Raw genomic sequence first — 14,913 nt, forward strand, 5'->3', positions numbered from 1 at the left:
GGCCTTATAGCCGACCTGATCCTGGAAGCCGAACCCGGTCAAAAATGTGGGAGGGGGCTTGCCCCCGATGGCAGTGTGTCAGTCACTACATGCATGACTGATCCACCGCTATCGGGGGCAAGCCCCCTCCCACATTTTGATCTCCATGGATCAGATAGACCTCATTCTGCTCTGGCTCTGGCTCTGGCTCTGGCTCTGGCTCTGGCTCTGGCTCTGGCTCTGGCTCTTGCTCTTGCTCTTGATCTTAGGCGCCCCGTAAAACCACGCTGGCCGAACGCAGGTATTACGCAGCGGGTAAACCGGCAGGGATGCCGGTTTAGCCGTCCCGGGCCAAGGATGGCCCGTGACGGCGGCCCGCGGAGTAATGCCTGCGTTCGGCCACACCGAGCCTAGGCGAGGTGCCGAGTGGTGGGGCAAGAGCCCTTTGGTTACTTTGGGGCTTTTCCAAAGTGACCCGCTGTAAGAGCGGAACCATAAGCGGCCGTTACCAAAAAAACGGATATGTACTCAGCCGCCGCCGTTACCAAAAAAACGGATATGTACTCAGCCGCCGCCGTTACCAAAAAAACGAGAGTGTCAGATTTTTTGTGTGCGGGCCGTTAACGGCCTGCCGTTAGGCAGGCCGTAGTTTTACCAGGTCGGCCTGATAAATCGATCTCCATACAAGATCGCAAATTGATTCATCGCACTCTTCCAGTCGTGTGCCGGCTTGCCCCAGTTTGCGGTGATATTGCGTAAGCCCAACCAGATTAGCTTCGTCGCGGCATCGTCCGTTGGGAAATGGCCTCTGGTCTTGATGATCTTGCGCAACTGAGCGTTGATACTCTCGATGGCGTTCGTTGTGTAGATCACTTTACGTATGGCCGGAGGAAACACGAAGAAGGGGATAACTCGATCCCACGCACGCTTCCAGGCCTTTGCGACCGTTGGATATTGCTTGCCCCAAGGGCCGGTTTCGAAGGCTAACAGCGCTTGTTCAGCGGCGTCAGCGTTGAGTGCCTGATAGATCGGCTTCAACGCTTTCGCCAGCTCGCGGCGCTTATCCCAAGGCGCGTAATCAAGACTGTTACGGATCAAATGCACAATGCAGGTCTGCAACGTCGTCTCGGGAAATACCGCGCTCAGCGCTTCAGGCATACCTTTGAGGCCATCAGTTACTGCGATCAAGACGTCCTCGACACCTCGGGTTTTGAGGTCGTTGAAGACCTTCATCCAAAACTTCGCACCTTCGGTTGTTTCAATCCAAATGCCCAAGATGTCTCGGGTTCCATCCGGCAAGACACCCAGCGCCAGGTAGATTGCCTTGTTGCGAACCAAACCTTCGTCGCGAATTTTGACTCGCAACGCATCGAAGAAAATCACCGGGTACATCGGCTCAAGCGGTCGTTGTTGCCAGGCAGTGACTTCGTCTAAAACCGCATCGGTCACTGAGCTGATGAAATCGTGAGAGACCTCTGTTCCGTACTGTTCGGATAGAAATGCACGGATCTCACGGACCGTCATGCCTCGGGCATACATCGCAATGATCTTGTCATCAAAGCCCGTAAATCGGCGTTCGTGTTTTGGGATCAGGATCGGCGCAAAACTTCCATCGCGATCTCTGGGGATGTCCAGGCGAAGCGGGCCGTCATCGGTGAGCACCGTTTTGCCGCTCTTGCCATTGCGCTGGTTACTCGACTCCTCAGGGCGCTCCGCGCCCTGAGGATAGCCAAGGTGGTGACCCAGTTCGGCACCAAGGGCTCGCTCGATCAGCGCCTTTTTGAACGCCATCGACGCATCCTGAATGGCTTCGGCACTCATCGGACCGCTGACGAACTGGTCGATCAGCTCTTTGGGAATGGTTGGAAGATCACGCGGGGCCTCACGGGCCGGTTTCTTTTTGGTCGGCATATATGCACCTCTTCTGCAATGTTATGCCCGAACACAAAATTTATGACAGTCCCAAAAAAACGGATATGCACTCAGCCGCCGCCACTACCGAAAAAACGAATATGCCCCCATCACCCAACCCTACCAAAGCGGCCCCACCACCTGCCGATACCGCTCTACTCCCTGCGCCGTCTGCCGCACCAGACTCACCTCCACCCCCAGCGGATCTTCCCGCCGATTCCCGCTCAACTGCCGCCAGCCCTTGTCCGCCTCCCACACCCGCACCTGCACATCACTGACCCCGGTCAACACCACCACCCCATCCTTCGCCGCCGGCAACGGAAAACGATCCCGCGCCGGCGCTGCTGCGCGGTACAGGCTGTCGCCCTTGAGCCACCAACGCACCCGTTGCAACCCATCCCCCGCGACCGGCGCGCTGCGGATCACGTCCAGGCGAAAACCCTTGCTGTCGGAACTGCGCACCGTCACCGCCGCCAACCCGCTGGGCTTGGATTTTTCCTCTTGCAGGGAAGCCGGCACGCTCAGCTCAACGCTGGCGCGCATGTTGAGATCGCGCTGCAACTGGTTCAGCGCCCGCAACAGCGCCTCGGTCTGTTCCGTGCTGGCCTGCAGGTGCTGATCCGCGCGGGTCACGCTGTCGAGGCCGCGCCAGGCGATGAGGCTGACCAGCGCCATCAGCATGATCGCCACCATCACTTCGATCAGCGTGAAGCCTTGCTGGGCGCGGCTCATGGTGGGCTCACCACGCGCATCAAACCGGCGGCATCACGTTGCAGGCTAAGGCGGTGTTGCCCGTCGGACAGTTCCACCCGCACGGGCGGGTTGATCCATTCGGCGTCGAGCACCAAGGTTTGCCGGGGCTCGATCGTGACCTGCATCGGCGTGCTCTCCCACGGGCGCGGGCGCAGTTGGTCGTCGCCCTGGAACGACTCCACGCCCAGGCCGTCATCGCTGCGGCGGTTGAAGCGGAACCCCTTGGCGTCCGCGCGCCAGGTGATCGGCCGCCCATCGGCGCGGGCTTCGGCCTGGGCCACTTGCAGCAACTGGCTCAAACGCTCGGCATCCTTGCGCAGCAGGTGCAACGGGTCGGGCTTGATCGTCAGGCTGATGGCGGCGCTGGCGATGCCGATGATCACCAGCACCACCATCAACTCGATCAGGGTGAAACCTTGCTGTTTCATGGGGCGGCACCTGGAAAGCTGGCGAGGTTATGAAATAAAAACGTGCGAATTGGCCTGTAGGCTGGTGCCACGGACAAACAGGAGGTCCTCCCCATGGCATTTGCCCTTCGTTTCTCTGCCGCCCACGGCGTGCAGGCGCTGGCCTTGCTTGCGGCGTTGGCCGGCGTGGCGGTATGGACGCCGTTGCTGCTCAGCACTGCCGAATCCCACACGCCGCCGGCCGCAGCCGATGCGGCGGCGCGCAGCGATAACCCGGCGTTGCAATGGTTTTCTACGGCGCCAGCGGCGCTGCAGGTCAAGGTCTCGGGAGTCTTGGCTGGAGCGCGGGGCGCGGTGGCGATCCTCAGCCTCAACGATGGCCCGCCGCGCAGCTTTCTGCTCGGCGAGCGCGTCAGCCCAGGCATGCGTTTGACGGCCATCGCGGGCGACGGCGTCGAGATCGAACGCGGCGGCGAGAAGGTGCGCGTGCAGCTCGACACATTGCCGCAGGCACCCGCCTTGCCACGGCTCACTCGGCCTTGACCTGTGGCCTGGCCAACGACGTCGCCAGGCGCGCCAGGGGCGGCGCCTCGCGGCTGATGTCCCACACCTGCACATCGACCTGCACCAGCCGGCTATCGGTGCCGCTGCTGAGGGTCTGCTCGCAACGCAATTTCAAGCGGCCCTGATCGCACTCGAAGGTCTTTTTGCCGGGGGTCAAATGCCCCTCCAACTGCAACTCCGCCAGGCGACTTTGCGCCGCCAGCAGCGCCATCGACTTGTCGCGCAACAGGCCGTTGCTCTGGGTCATCAGCCCGGCCACGCGCACGGCCGCGGCCATGGCCACCGCGATGATCGCCAGCGCCACCAGCACTTCAATCAGGGTAAAACCTCGCTCGTTGCGGTGCCTGCGCATGGCGTTCTCAAAGCCTGGAAACAGGTGCGCAGCCTAGCGCCGGCAGTTGACCGATTGGCGACCGAAACTCCCGAGGATTTTCAATACGACTGACATGTGTTCTTGCAACACTGCGCCCCGAAACGCACTCAAGCCAAGGAATGTCGAGATGGATATCGCACGCCTAACATCCCCATTGCCAGGCCCTCGCGGCCAGCGTGGCTTCACCCTGATCGAGATCATGGTGGTGGTGGTCATTCTTGGGATTCTGGCGGCGATGGTGGTGCCCAAGGTGCTCGATCGCCCGGACCAGGCACGTGCCACCGCAGCGAAACAGGACATCGGCGGGTTGATGCAGGCGCTGAAACTCTATCGCCTCGACCACGGCACCTACCCGAGCATGAACCAGGGCCTCAAAGTCCTGGTGGAGCGCCCGGCGGATGCGAAGAACAGCAACTGGCGCGCTTACCTCGACCGTCTGCCCAATGACCCGTGGGGCCACCCCTATCACTACCTCAACCCGGGCGCCAACGGTGAGGTCGATGTGTTCTCCCTGGGCGCCGACGGCCAGCCGGATGGCGACGGCGTGAATGCCGATATCGGCTCCTGGCAGCTATAAGGCGCCCCATGAAACGGCATTCGCCCGCAGCGGCGAAGCAGCGCGGCATGGCGATTATCAGCGCGTTGCTGATCGCGGCGGTGGTGGCGGTGATCGCCGGCGCCATGCTCACGCGTCAGAGCGTATTCACCCGCAGCGTGGAGGCCGAGCAATTGCGCATTCAGGGCCAATGGTTGTTGCAAGGCAGCCTGGAACACAGCCGGCTGCTGCTATGGGATGCCCGTCAGAAGGACGTGCTGACCCGTCTTGATCAACCGTGGGCACGTCCTCAGGGCGGCGCGTTTGAAGGGCGCCTGGAGGATGAGCAGGGCAAGTTCAACCTGCGCAACCTGGTCAGTCGCCAGCAGGTGGACGCCGAACAGGTGCAAAGTTTCGAGCGCCTGTGCCGCCTGATCGGCATCGATTCGGCTGTGAGCCAACGCATCAGCCAGCGAGTGATCGGGTCCTACGAGCAACGTGCCGACAACTCCCTGCTGCCGGCCCGCTACCCGATGCTGCGCAGCCTGGATGACTTGAGCGGTATCGACGGCCTGGACCCGTTGCTGCTACGGCGCCTGCAGACCTTCGTCAGCGTGCTGCCCGGTAATACTTGGGTCAACGGCAACACCGCCAGCGCCGAAGTGCTCAGCGCGGTGGTGCCGCAGCTCAGCCTGGCCCAGGCCCAGGCGCTGGTGGCCGAGCGCGACAGCGGGCGTTGGTTTATCAACCGCGGCGATTTCGTCAACCGCCTGCACCTGCCGCAAGTGGCGGTAGAGAGCGTGCAGGTGGGCATTACCAGCGAGTGGTTTCGCCTGCAGGGCCAGGCCCGCCGTGAACAGCGCCGGGTGACGATCGACGCGTTGTTGCATCGGCCCGAAGACCGCCGGCCCCAGGTGATCTGGTCGCGGGTGGGCGCATGAAACGCCTGCGGATCGGCTTGCCGCCACTCGATCAATTGACGGCCGACAGCCAGGTGCAATTTGCCTGGCTGGAGCGTGGCGCGGTGCTGAGCGAAGGCCGCGAAAGCCTGCTGCAGTTGGGCCGGTCCAAGCCGCAGGTGGAGTGTTTTCTGCACCCTGCTGACAGCCTGCTGACCAGCCTCGACCTGCCGCCGCTGGCCGCCGCCAAAACGGCGGCCGCCGTGGCCTGTGCCGCACAGGCGTTGATTCTCGGGCCGGTGGAGCAGATGCAGGTGGCCCACGGCCCGCGTGACAGCGATGGGCGCGTGCAGGTGGCCTGGGTGCCCAAGGCCGGGTTGGCGCGACTGGGCCAGGTGTTGGCGCAGGGCCGGCTCACGTTGCGCGGCCTTTACCCGGCGCCGTATGCCTTGCCGCCAGGCGCTGCGGCCATGCACGAGGGCTACTTGCTGACGCGCCATAGCGTGCAACAAGCGACGGTGCATCCGCTCGGGCAACAGACGTTGGATCAAGGGCTGGGGGTGCCGCTGGTGCAGGAGGCACAGCGCTGGAGTGGCCTCGTACCCGGCTGGGGCTTGCACGGCCGTCTCAGCCAACCGGCGAGCGGCGGCTGGGGCAGGGCGCTGGCCGCTGTCGCCCTGGCCACTGCCATTTGGACCCTGGGCCTGAACCTGTACGCCGCGCGCCAGGCGGACGAAGGCCAGCAGCTCAAGGCGCTGCTGAGCCAGCAAGTGCGCCAGGCCTTCCCCGAACTGCCGGTGATCCTCAACCCCTTGCAGCAGGCCCGCCAACAGTTGGCCGCCCGCCAAACCGGCGCCGCCGCCGACCCCGGCCAGCGCTTTGGCAGCCTGCTGCAAGTGGCCGGTAGCAGCCTGCCGTTCATGGTCGGCAACGTCGACAGCCTGACCTTCGAACAGGGGCGCTTGCACCTCGGGTTGCTGGCCGACAGCCGTAGCCCCGCCGTGCAAGGCGATTGGCAGGCGGCGCTGGCCCAGGCCGGGTTTGGCGCGACGCGCGATGAGCACGGCTGGACCCTCGGCCCGGTGGACGCCGCTGAAAAACCGGGAGCGGGTGATGAATAAGTGGCGCCGCCTACGCAGCCAGGCCCAGGCGTTCTGGAGCGGCCTGGCCCTGCGCGAACAACGCATGCTCAGCGGTGCCGGCCTGGTGTTGGCCAGTCTGTTGACCTGGCTGGTGCTGATTCAGCCACCTTTGAAGAAGATTGCGTATTGGCAGGCCGAAACGCCCAAGTTGCGCGCCCAGGCCGACACCTTGCACGCGCTGTTGCAGGGCGTCGTGGCGCCTCGTCCCGCCGATGCCGCCGGGCTGCAACAGGCCCTGGATAGCGCCGGCCTGCAAGGTCGTTACCAGTTGCAGGCGCTGGACGCCGGTGGCTGGCGCCTGAGCTTCGACAACGCGCCGGCCGATGCGGTGGTGGAGTGGTTGCTGGGCAACCCGCGTTCATTTTCCCTGGAGGTGTCCGAGGCGCGTTTGCAGCGTAGCGCGGACGCCGTCGACAGCTCGGCCGGCACTGTGTCCGGGACCGTTCGCATGGATCAGGCGCTTGGCGCTAAGGAAGCTTCATGAAGTGGTCAGTCCTCAACCCTGCGCCTTTTCGCAAGGTCGCGCCGCTGCTGTTACTGGCCTTGAGCGCGTGCAGCAACAACCCGTCGCCGACCACGCCGTTGCTGGTGGACAGCGAACTCGGCCAACCCCTGGCCGACACCCGGCGCAGTAGCGAGAGTGTGCTGGAGCGTCAGCACGAACCCGCGCCCAAGCCCCGCCTCCAGCACCCGCTGACCAACAGCGCCCGTGGCCACGCCCCGGCGGCGGTCAAGGCGCGCAACCCACTGGGCGATCAGCCGGTGCAACTGAATTTTGTCGACGCCGATATCCAGGCGGTGGTGCGTGCGCTGTCCCGTGCCACCGGCCAGCAGTTTCTGGTCGACCCTCGGGTCAAAGGCAACCTGACCCTGGTCAGCGAAGGCCAGGTGCCGGCGCATCAAGCCTACGACATGCTGCTGGCGGCGCTGCGCATGCAGGGCTTCAGCGTGGTCGACGTCGGCGGCGTGGCGCAGGTGGTGCCGGAGGCGGATGCGAAGTTGCTCGGCGGGCCGATCTACAGCGCCGGCAGCAGCGGCATGCAGACGCGCACCTTTCGCCTGCAATATGAAAACGCGGTGAACCTGATCCCGGTGCTGCGCCCGATCGTCTCGCCGAACAACCCGATCAACGCCTACCCCGGCAACAACAGCATCGTCATCACCGACTACGCGGAAAACCTTGCGCGGGTGGCGCAGATCATCGACGGCATCGACACCCCCAGCGCCATCGACACCGACGTGGTGATGGTGCAGAACGGCATCGCCGTGGACATCGCCGCCATGGTCAGCGAACTCCTCGACACCCAGGGCGCCGACCAGACCCAGAAGATCAACGTGATCGGTGACCCGCGCTCCAACTCGATCATTATCCGTTCCGGCAGCCCGGAGCGCACCGAGCTGGCGCGCAACCTGATCTACAAACTCGACAATGCCCAGAGCAACCCGAGCAACATGCACGTGGTCTACCTGCGCAACGCCCAGGCGGGCAAGTTGGCGCAGTCGCTGCGTGGCTTACTCACTGGCGAGAGCGAGGCCGGCGTCAGCGACGAGGCGCGGGGCAAACTCAGTGCCATGGGCGGCAATGCGCAGAGCACGCAGGGCAGCAGCACCGCGCAGAATAGCAGCGGAACGCCCACCGGCAGCGGCGTGCAGACCGGGTATGGCCAGGATAAGAAAGCGACTGGCAGTACCCCCGGCAGTGATCAGAACACCGCGTTCAGTGCTGGCGGCGTGACGATCCAGGCCGACGCCACCACCAACACCTTGCTGATCTCCGCGCCGGACCCGCTGTACCGCAACCTGCGCGAAGTGATCGACATGCTCGACCAGCGCCGCGCCCAGGTGGTGATCGAAAGCCTGATCGTCGAAGTCAACGAAGACGACGCCAGCGAATTCGGCGTGCAATGGCAGGCCGGCAACCTCGGTGGCAAGGGCGGTTTTGGCGGGGTGAACCTGGGGGGCAGCGGGGTGAATGCCACGTCCACCAGCAAGACCAGCATCGATGTGTTGCCCAAGGGCCTGAATATCGGCCTGGTCAATGGCAGCGTGGACATCCCCGGGATCGGCAAGGTGCTCGACCTCAAGGTGCTGGCCCGCGCCTTGAAGAGCAAGGGCGGCACCAACGTGCTGTCGACGCCGAACCTGCTGACCCTGGACAACGAAGCCGCGAGCATATTTGTCGGGCAGACCATTCCGTTCGTCACCGGCAGCTATGTGACGGGCGGCGGCGGCACCAGCAACAACCCGTTCCAGACCGTGCAGCGCGAAGAAGTGGGGCTCAAGCTCAACGTGCGCCCGCAGATTTCCGAGGGCGGCACGGTGAAGCTGGATATCTACCAGGAAGTCAGCAGCGTGGACACGCGGGCGTCGGTGGACGCGGGCACCGTGACCAACAAGCGTGCGATCGATACCAGCATCCTGTTGGACGACGGGCAGATCATGGTGCTCGGCGGGTTGTTGCAGGACGGCTACAGCCAGAGCAATGACGCGGTGCCGTGGTTGTCGGATATCCCGGGGTTGGGCGCGTTGTTTCGCAACGAAAAGCGCAGTGTGAGCAAGACCAATTTGATGGTGTTTTTGCGGCCCTACATCATTCGCGACAGTGGCGCGGGGCGCAGTATTACGTTGAACCGCTATGAGTTCATGCGCCGCGCCCAGGGAGGCTTGCAGCCGGAGCGCAGTTGGGCGCTGCCGGATGTGCAGGCGCCGCAGTTGCCGTCGGTGGAGAAGGCGATTCCGGGGGCTGGGCCGAGGGCGGTGATCAGGGCGGTGCCGGCTTCGGGGGGGGCGCAGCGGTGATGGAGTACATATCCGTTGTTGCGGTAGCGGCCTCTAATGGTTCAGCTCTTACTGCGGCTCACTTTTGGAAGGCCCCCAATTCCTGGGCACTCACCGCTTCAAAATGTGGGAGGGGGCTTGCCCCCGATAGCAGTGTGTCAGCCAATACATGCATGACTGATCCACCGCTATCGGGGGCAAGCCCCCTCCCACATTTACAGCGCGCGTCAGCTCCTACACGGGGGACGCGTTTGCTTGCGAAATCAGGTCGGCGACCCGGCCGCCTCGGCTTTGTTTTTGATCTTGATCTTAAGCGCTCCGTAAAGTGGTTACGCGGGGCTCCGGCGCTTTTTCATGGCCTGGATGTGTGCCACAACCCTGCTGCAATCAATGCAGTGCCCAGAGGGGGGCTGTCGGATTTGACTGAGAACTCCCGGGCACTCACCGCTTCAAAATGTGGGAGGGGGCTTGCCCCCGATAGCGGTGTGTCAGTCAATTCATCAGTAACTGAACCACCGCTATCGGGGGCAAGCCCCCTCCCACATTTACAGCGCGCGTCAGCTCCTACACGGGGGACGCGTTTGCTTGCGAAATCAGGTCGGCGACCCGGCCGCCTCGGCTTTGTTTTTGATCTTGATCTTAAGCGCTCCGTAAAGTGGTTACGCGGGGCTCCGGCGCTTTTTCATGGCCTGGATGTGTGCCACAACCCTGCTGCAATCAATGCAGTGCCCAGAGGGGGGCTGTCGGATTTGACTGAGAACTCCCGGGCACTCACCGCTTCAAAATGTGGGAGGGGGCTTGCTCCCGATAGCGGTGTGTCAGTCAATTCATCTGTAACTGAACCACCGCTATCGGGGGCAAGCCCCCTCCCACATTTACAGCGCGCGCCAGTTCCCGCGCCGGGCCATGGATGGCCCGTCGCGGCGGCCCGCGGAGTAATGCCTGGGTTCGGGCACACCGAGCCTAAGCGAGGTGCCGAGTGGTGGGGCGAGAGCCTTTTGGTTACTGTTGGGCTCTTTCCAAAAGTGACCCGCCGTAAGGGCGGAACCCATAGCCGCCGTTACCGCAGCAACGGATATGTACTCAGTCCATCTAAAGCCAGCGCAAGCGAGCAAATCCCATGAGCCTGCTCCCCTACGCCTGGGCCAAATCCCAGCGCATCCTTCTGCGCCCCGGCGCGGCCGGCATGCGGCTGACCGTCTGCCCGTCGACCCCCGGCTGGTCGATCAGCGAAGTCCAGCGGCAGTTCGGCCAGAGCCACCTTGAACAGGTGCGCGACGACGAACTCGACGGCCTGCTCGCCAGCGCCTATGCCGACACCGGCAGCGCCGCCGCGGTGGTTGGCGCCGCCGAAAACGAAGTCGACCTCGACCGCCTGATGCAGGACATGCCCGAGATCACCGACCTGCTCGACACCCAGGACGGCGCGCCGGTGATCCGCATGATCAACGCCTTGCTGACCCAGGCCGCCCGCGATGAGGCCAGTGACATTCACATCGAACCCTACGAAACCCACTCCGTGGTGCGCTACCGCGTCGACGGCACCCTGCGCGACGTGGTCTCGCCGCGCAAGGCGCTGCATGGCGCGCTGGTGTCGCGGATCAAGATCATGGCCCAACTCGACATCGCCGAAAAACGCTTGCCCCAGGACGGCCGCATCGCCCTGCGCGTGGCCGGGCGGCCGATTGATATCCGCGTGTCGACAGTGCCCACCGGGCATGGCGAGCGCGTGGTGATGCGGCTGCTGGACAAACAGGCCGGGCGCCTGCAACTGGAAACCCTGGGCATGGAAGCGCACCTGTTGGCGCGCCTCGACACGTTGATCCGCCAGCCCCACGGCATCGTGCTGGTCACCGGGCCTACCGGCAGCGGCAAGACCACCAGCCTCTATGCCGCGCTGGCGCGACTGGATGCGAGCACCAGCAATATCCTCACCGTCGAAGACCCGGTGGAGTACGACCTGCCGGGTATCAGCCAGATCCAGGTCAACGCCAAGATCGACATGACATTCGGCCTGGCCCTGCGCGCGATCCTGCGCCAGGACCCGGACATCATCATGATCGGCGAAATCCGCGACCTGGAGACCGCCCAGATCGCCGTGCAAGCCTCGCTCACCGGCCACCTGGTGCTCGCCACCCTGCACACCAACGACGCGGTATCGGCAGTCAACCGCCTGATCGACATGGGCGTCGAACCGTTCCTGCTGGCGTCTTCGCTGTTGGGCGTGTTGGCCCAGCGCCTGGTGCGGCGCCTGTGCCCGCACTGCAAGCAGGCAGACCCGGCCGCGCCCGGCACCTGGCGACCGGTGGGCTGCGCGCAGTGCAACCAGATCGGCTACAGCGGGCGTACCGGCATTCATGAATTGTTCTGCGTTGACGACGAGGTGCGCAGCCTGATCCACCAGGGCGCTGGCGAACAGGAACTGCGCCTGGCTGCACGCCGCGCCGGCATGTTCAGCCTGCGTGAAGACGGCGAGCGTTGGGTGCGCAGCGGCACCACCGCCGCCGAAGAAATCCTGCGCGTGACACGGGACGCCTGATGAATCGCTATCGCTATGAAGCCGCCGACGCCAGCGGCAAAGTCGAGGCCGGGCACCTGGAGGCCGACAGCCAGAGCGCGGCGTTTGCCGCGTTGCGCAGCCGTGGCCTGACCGCGTTGCGGGTGCAGGTCGAAGGCAATCAGCAGGCAGCGGGCGCCAGCAGCCTGTTCAGCGCCAAGCTGTCGGACAACGACCTGGCCTGGGCCACACGGCAACTGGCGAGCCTGCTCGGCGCCAGCCTGCCGTTGGAGGCGGCGCTGAGCGCCACGGTGGAACAGGCCGAGAAAAAACACATCGCCCAGACCCTGGCCGCCGTGCGCGCCGATGTGCGCGGCGGCATGCGCCTGGCCGATGCCCTGGCGGCGCGGCCTCGGGACTTTCCGTCGATCTACCGCGCGCTGATCGCGGCGGGGGAGGAGTCCGGCGACCTGGCCCAGGTGATGGAGCGCTTGGCCGACTACATCGAAGAGCGCAACAACCTGCGCGGCAAGATCCTCACCGCGTTCATCTACCCTGGCGTGGTGGGGCTGGTGTCCATCGGCATTGTGATTTTCCTGTTGAGCTACGTGGTGCCCCAGGTGGTCAGCGCGTTCTCCCAGGCGCGCCAGGACCTGCCGGGGCTGACCCTGGCGATGCTCAACGCCAGCGACTTTATCCGCGCCTGGGGTTGGCTGTGTTTTGCCGGGATCGTCGGCAGCTTCTGGGCCTGGCGCCTGTACCTGCGCAACCCCGTGGCGCGCCTGAACTGGCACAGCCGGGTGCTGCGCCTGCCGCTGATCGGGCGCTTTGTGCTGGGCCTGAACACCGCACGGTTTGCCTCGACCCTGGCGATCCTCGGCGGCGCGGGGGTGCCGCTGTTGCGCGCCCTCGAAGCGGCGCGCCAGACCTTGTCCAACGAGCGCCTGAGCCAGTGCGTCAACGACGCCACCGCCAAAGTGCGCGAAGGCGTCAACCTTGCGCCCGCGCTGGCGGTGGAGAAGGTATTCCCGCCGGTGCTGATCCACCTGATCGCCAGCGGCGAAAAAACCGGCTCACTGCCGCCGATGCTCGAACGCGCGGCGCAGACCCTGTCGCGGGACATCGAGCGCCGCGCCATGGGCATGACCGCGCTGCTCGAGCCACTGATGATCGTAGTGATGGGCGCCGTGGTGCTGGTGATCGTGATGGCGGTGCTGTTGCCGATCATCGAGATCAACCAACTGGTGACCTGACTACACGCGGTCAAAAATGTGGGAGGGGGCTTGCCCCCGATTGCGGTGGGTCAGTTTATGCATCTGTGGCTGACACTCCCTCATCGGGGGCAAGCCCCCTCCCACAGTGGACCCTATCTGTTCAGTTGATGTCGGGGTGGGCCGATACCGCCAGCCCCAGACCTCGGGTTCCTCATTCCGTCACATCCAAGCCCCTCGCCACCGCCCGCGCCGCCTTGACGAAACCCCCACTGAAACCGCGCTGTCACCTGCCTCCAAACCGCTCAAAAGCATGACCAAAACACCCGAGAATCTTTTTAAAAATCAAGCCCTTCCTCCCGAGGTTTTTTCCCATTGCTGTCATCGGAAACTGCGAAATTCTCTAGCCATGGCCTCACCCCCAGCCACCCCCGGAACACGGCTTGGGACCGGAGCCATGGCGTCATGCAAGAGCCATCTACCCAAACGTACAAACACGACGAAAGGAGATTCTTCATGTTTAAGCGCAACGTTCTCGCGGTATCCATGACCCTCGCCGCACTGTGCTCGGCACAGGCGGCAATGGCTGACATCAACGGCGGCGGCGCCACTTTGCCACAAGCGCTGTACCAGACTACAGGCGTCCTCACCACCGGTTTCGCCCCTTACATCGGTGTGGGCAGCGGCAACGGCAAGGCAGCCTTCCTGACCAACGACTACACCAAGTTCGTGGCGGGCGTTACCAACAAGAATGTGCATTGGGCCGGTAGCGATTCGAAACTGAGCGCGACTGAGTTGTCGACCTACCTCACCAACAAACAACCTACCTGGGGCAAGCTGATCCAGGTGCCATCGGTTGCCACTTCGGTCGCCATTCCCTTTAACAAAGCAGGCACTGCGAATGTCGATCTGAGCGTCAACCAGTTGTGCGGCGTGTTCTCGGGCCGTCTGACTGACTGGAGCCAGGTCACTGGTTCCGGCCGCACTGGCGCCATCACCTTGGTGTACCGCAGCGAGTCCAGCGGCACCACCGAACTCTTCACACGCTTCCTTAACGCCAAATGCTCCGAGGCACTGCCTTTTGCCGTGACCACGACGTTTTCGTCGAGCTACGGCACTGGCGTTCCATCCACCGCAGTGGCCGCCACCGGCAGCCAAGGCGTAATGACTGCGCTGAACGCGACTGACGGTGGCATCACTTACATGAGCCCGGACTACGCCGCGTCTACCCTGGCCGGTCTGGATGACGCCACCAAGGTCGCCAAGGTTGGCGGTGTTTCCCCAGCCCCGGATAACGTCTCGGCAGCCATTGCGGTGGTGCCGGTTCCAACCAACGTCAACGATCAGAACGCCTGGGTACCGGTGTTTGGCCCTGCCGGTTCGGCGGATCCAACCGTTGTGCCATACCCCACCACTGGCTACCCGATCCTGGGCTTCACCAACCTGATTTTCAGTCAGTGCTACGCCGACGCGACCCAAACCTCGCAAGTGCGTGCGTTCTTCACCCGCCACTTCGGTTCCAGCGCCTTGAACAGCAACGACAACGCCATCAAGGCCAACCGCTTTGTGCCGCTGCCGACCACCTGGAAAACCGCTATTACCAATAACTTCGTCACTGCGACCAGCACGCTGAGCATCGGCAAGGCTGACGTCTGCAACGGCATCGGTCGTCCGCTGTAACCCTCGCTTCAACGACCTGCAATACCTGATCAGCAACGGCCCGTGCCGTTGCTGATTTTTTGCATTTCTGCCTGCGGTTAGCAGGCCTATATGAACTTTGCATGACAGAAGTTCAGTCGTGCTCCTTGCCAACCGCCTAACCCACATACGTGAGCCTGTCTTACCCCTGGGCGTTAACAAAGAA

General features: G+C 63.7%; 13 protein-coding genes. 9 read left to right on the forward strand and 4 right to left on the reverse strand.

The genetic code is table 11. The features are described from left to right. Positions 1-630: 630 nt before the first annotated feature. The 3 genes from P3S72_RS12995 to gspH all read right to left on the reverse strand — a co-directional run bounded on the left by P3S72_RS12995 (position 631) and on the right by gspH (position 3,071). Entirely contained in the window at positions 631-1,890 is a 1,260-nt protein-coding gene (locus tag P3S72_RS12995) for an IS256 family transposase (protein ID WP_276194114.1), read from the reverse strand. A gap of 120 nt (positions 1,891-2,010) precedes the next feature. Next, entirely contained in the window at positions 2,011-2,622 is a 612-nt protein-coding gene (locus P3S72_RS13000; RefSeq protein ID WP_276197635.1) for a type II secretion system protein GspJ, read from the reverse strand. Further along, positions 2,619-3,071, reverse strand: coding sequence for a type II secretion system minor pseudopilin GspH (gspH, locus tag P3S72_RS13005; RefSeq protein ID WP_276197636.1), 453 nt, complete (start codon positions 3,069-3,071; stop codon positions 2,619-2,621). The genes P3S72_RS13000 and gspH overlap by 4 nt, the downstream gene beginning before the upstream one ends. Before the next feature lie 93 nt (positions 3,072-3,164). Here gspH and P3S72_RS13010 point away from each other — a divergent pair, with 93 nt between their 5' ends. Beyond that, entirely contained in the window at positions 3,165-3,593 is a 429-nt protein-coding gene (locus P3S72_RS13010) for a type II secretion system protein N (RefSeq protein WP_276197637.1), read from the forward strand. On the opposite strand, the gene gspI is transcribed toward P3S72_RS13010, so the two are convergent. Next, complete coding sequence (gene gspI, locus P3S72_RS13015) at positions 3,580-3,966, reverse strand: type II secretion system minor pseudopilin GspI (protein ID WP_276197638.1); 387 nt, start codon at positions 3,964-3,966, stop codon at positions 3,580-3,582. The genes P3S72_RS13010 and gspI overlap by 14 nt on opposite strands. A 148-nt stretch (positions 3,967-4,114) precedes the next feature. Here gspI and gspG point away from each other — a divergent pair, with 148 nt between their 5' ends. The 8 genes from gspG to P3S72_RS13055 all read left to right on the forward strand — a co-directional run bounded on the left by gspG (position 4,115) and on the right by P3S72_RS13055 (position 14,729). Continuing rightward, on the forward strand, positions 4,115-4,564 hold the full coding sequence (gene gspG, locus P3S72_RS13020; protein ID WP_058427239.1) for a type II secretion system major pseudopilin GspG: 450 nt from the start codon (positions 4,115-4,117) through the stop codon (positions 4,562-4,564). 8 nt (positions 4,565-4,572) lie between these two features. Continuing rightward, positions 4,573-5,463 carry a type II secretion system minor pseudopilin GspK gene (gene gspK, locus P3S72_RS13025; RefSeq protein WP_276197639.1) on the forward strand — a complete coding sequence of 297 codons (891 nt, stop codon included), beginning with the start codon at positions 4,573-4,575 and terminating at the stop codon, positions 5,461-5,463. Next, positions 5,460-6,542, forward strand: a complete 1,083-nt coding sequence (gene gspL, locus P3S72_RS13030; protein ID WP_276197640.1) for a type II secretion system protein GspL — start codon at positions 5,460-5,462, stop codon at positions 6,540-6,542. The genes gspK and gspL overlap by 4 nt, the downstream gene beginning before the upstream one ends. Then, positions 6,535-7,047 (forward strand): type II secretion system protein GspM, encoded by a 513-nt coding sequence (gene gspM / locus P3S72_RS13035; RefSeq protein ID WP_276197641.1) that lies wholly within the window; start codon positions 6,535-6,537, stop codon positions 7,045-7,047. The genes gspL and gspM overlap by 8 nt, the downstream gene beginning before the upstream one ends. Next, a complete protein-coding gene (gene gspD, locus P3S72_RS13040) occupies positions 7,044-9,362 on the forward strand; it encodes a type II secretion system secretin GspD (RefSeq protein ID WP_276197642.1) in 2,319 nt (772 codons plus the stop codon). Before gspM ends, gspD begins: the two co-directional genes overlap by 4 nt. A 1,099-nt stretch (positions 9,363-10,461) precedes the next feature. Continuing rightward, positions 10,462-11,880, forward strand: coding sequence for a type II secretion system ATPase GspE (gspE, locus tag P3S72_RS13045; protein WP_276197643.1), 1,419 nt, complete (start codon positions 10,462-10,464; stop codon positions 11,878-11,880). Next, on the forward strand, positions 11,880-13,091 hold the full coding sequence (gene gspF, locus P3S72_RS13050; RefSeq protein WP_276197644.1) for a type II secretion system inner membrane protein GspF: 1,212 nt from the start codon (positions 11,880-11,882) through the stop codon (positions 13,089-13,091). The genes gspE and gspF overlap by 1 nt, the downstream gene beginning before the upstream one ends. A gap of 474 nt (positions 13,092-13,565) precedes the next feature. After that, complete coding sequence (locus tag P3S72_RS13055; protein ID WP_247407671.1) at positions 13,566-14,729, forward strand: substrate-binding domain-containing protein; 1,164 nt, start codon at positions 13,566-13,568, stop codon at positions 14,727-14,729. Positions 14,730-14,913 lie beyond the last annotated feature (184 nt).

The organism is Pseudomonas sp. D3, assembly GCF_029320995.1.
Lineage (GTDB): Bacteria > Pseudomonadota > Gammaproteobacteria > Pseudomonadales > Pseudomonadaceae > Aquipseudomonas > Aquipseudomonas paraveronii.

Coding starts and splice junctions, on each gene's coding strand:
- P3S72_RS12995 (WP_276194114.1), bottom strand. CDS start 1,890: ATGCCGACCAAAAAGAAACCGGCCCGTGAGGCCCCGCGTGATCTTCCA.
- P3S72_RS13000 (WP_276197635.1), bottom strand. CDS start 2,622: ATGAGCCGCGCCCAGCAAGGCTTCACGCTGATCGAAGTGATGGTGGCG.
- gspH (WP_276197636.1), bottom strand. CDS start 3,071: ATGAAACAGCAAGGTTTCACCCTGATCGAGTTGATGGTGGTGCTGGTG.
- P3S72_RS13010 (WP_276197637.1), top strand. CDS start 3,165: ATGGCATTTGCCCTTCGTTTCTCTGCCGCCCACGGCGTGCAGGCGCTG.
- gspI (WP_276197638.1), bottom strand. CDS start 3,966: ATGCGCAGGCACCGCAACGAGCGAGGTTTTACCCTGATTGAAGTGCTG.
- gspG (WP_058427239.1), top strand. CDS start 4,115: ATGGATATCGCACGCCTAACATCCCCATTGCCAGGCCCTCGCGGCCAG.
- gspK (WP_276197639.1), top strand. CDS start 4,573: ATGAAACGGCATTCGCCCGCAGCGGCGAAGCAGCGCGGCATGGCGATT.
- gspL (WP_276197640.1), top strand. CDS start 5,460: ATGAAACGCCTGCGGATCGGCTTGCCGCCACTCGATCAATTGACGGCC.
- gspM (WP_276197641.1), top strand. CDS start 6,535: ATGAATAAGTGGCGCCGCCTACGCAGCCAGGCCCAGGCGTTCTGGAGC.
- gspD (WP_276197642.1), top strand. CDS start 7,044: ATGAAGTGGTCAGTCCTCAACCCTGCGCCTTTTCGCAAGGTCGCGCCG.
- gspE (WP_276197643.1), top strand. CDS start 10,462: ATGAGCCTGCTCCCCTACGCCTGGGCCAAATCCCAGCGCATCCTTCTG.
- gspF (WP_276197644.1), top strand. CDS start 11,880: ATGAATCGCTATCGCTATGAAGCCGCCGACGCCAGCGGCAAAGTCGAG.
- P3S72_RS13055 (WP_247407671.1), top strand. CDS start 13,566: ATGTTTAAGCGCAACGTTCTCGCGGTATCCATGACCCTCGCCGCACTG.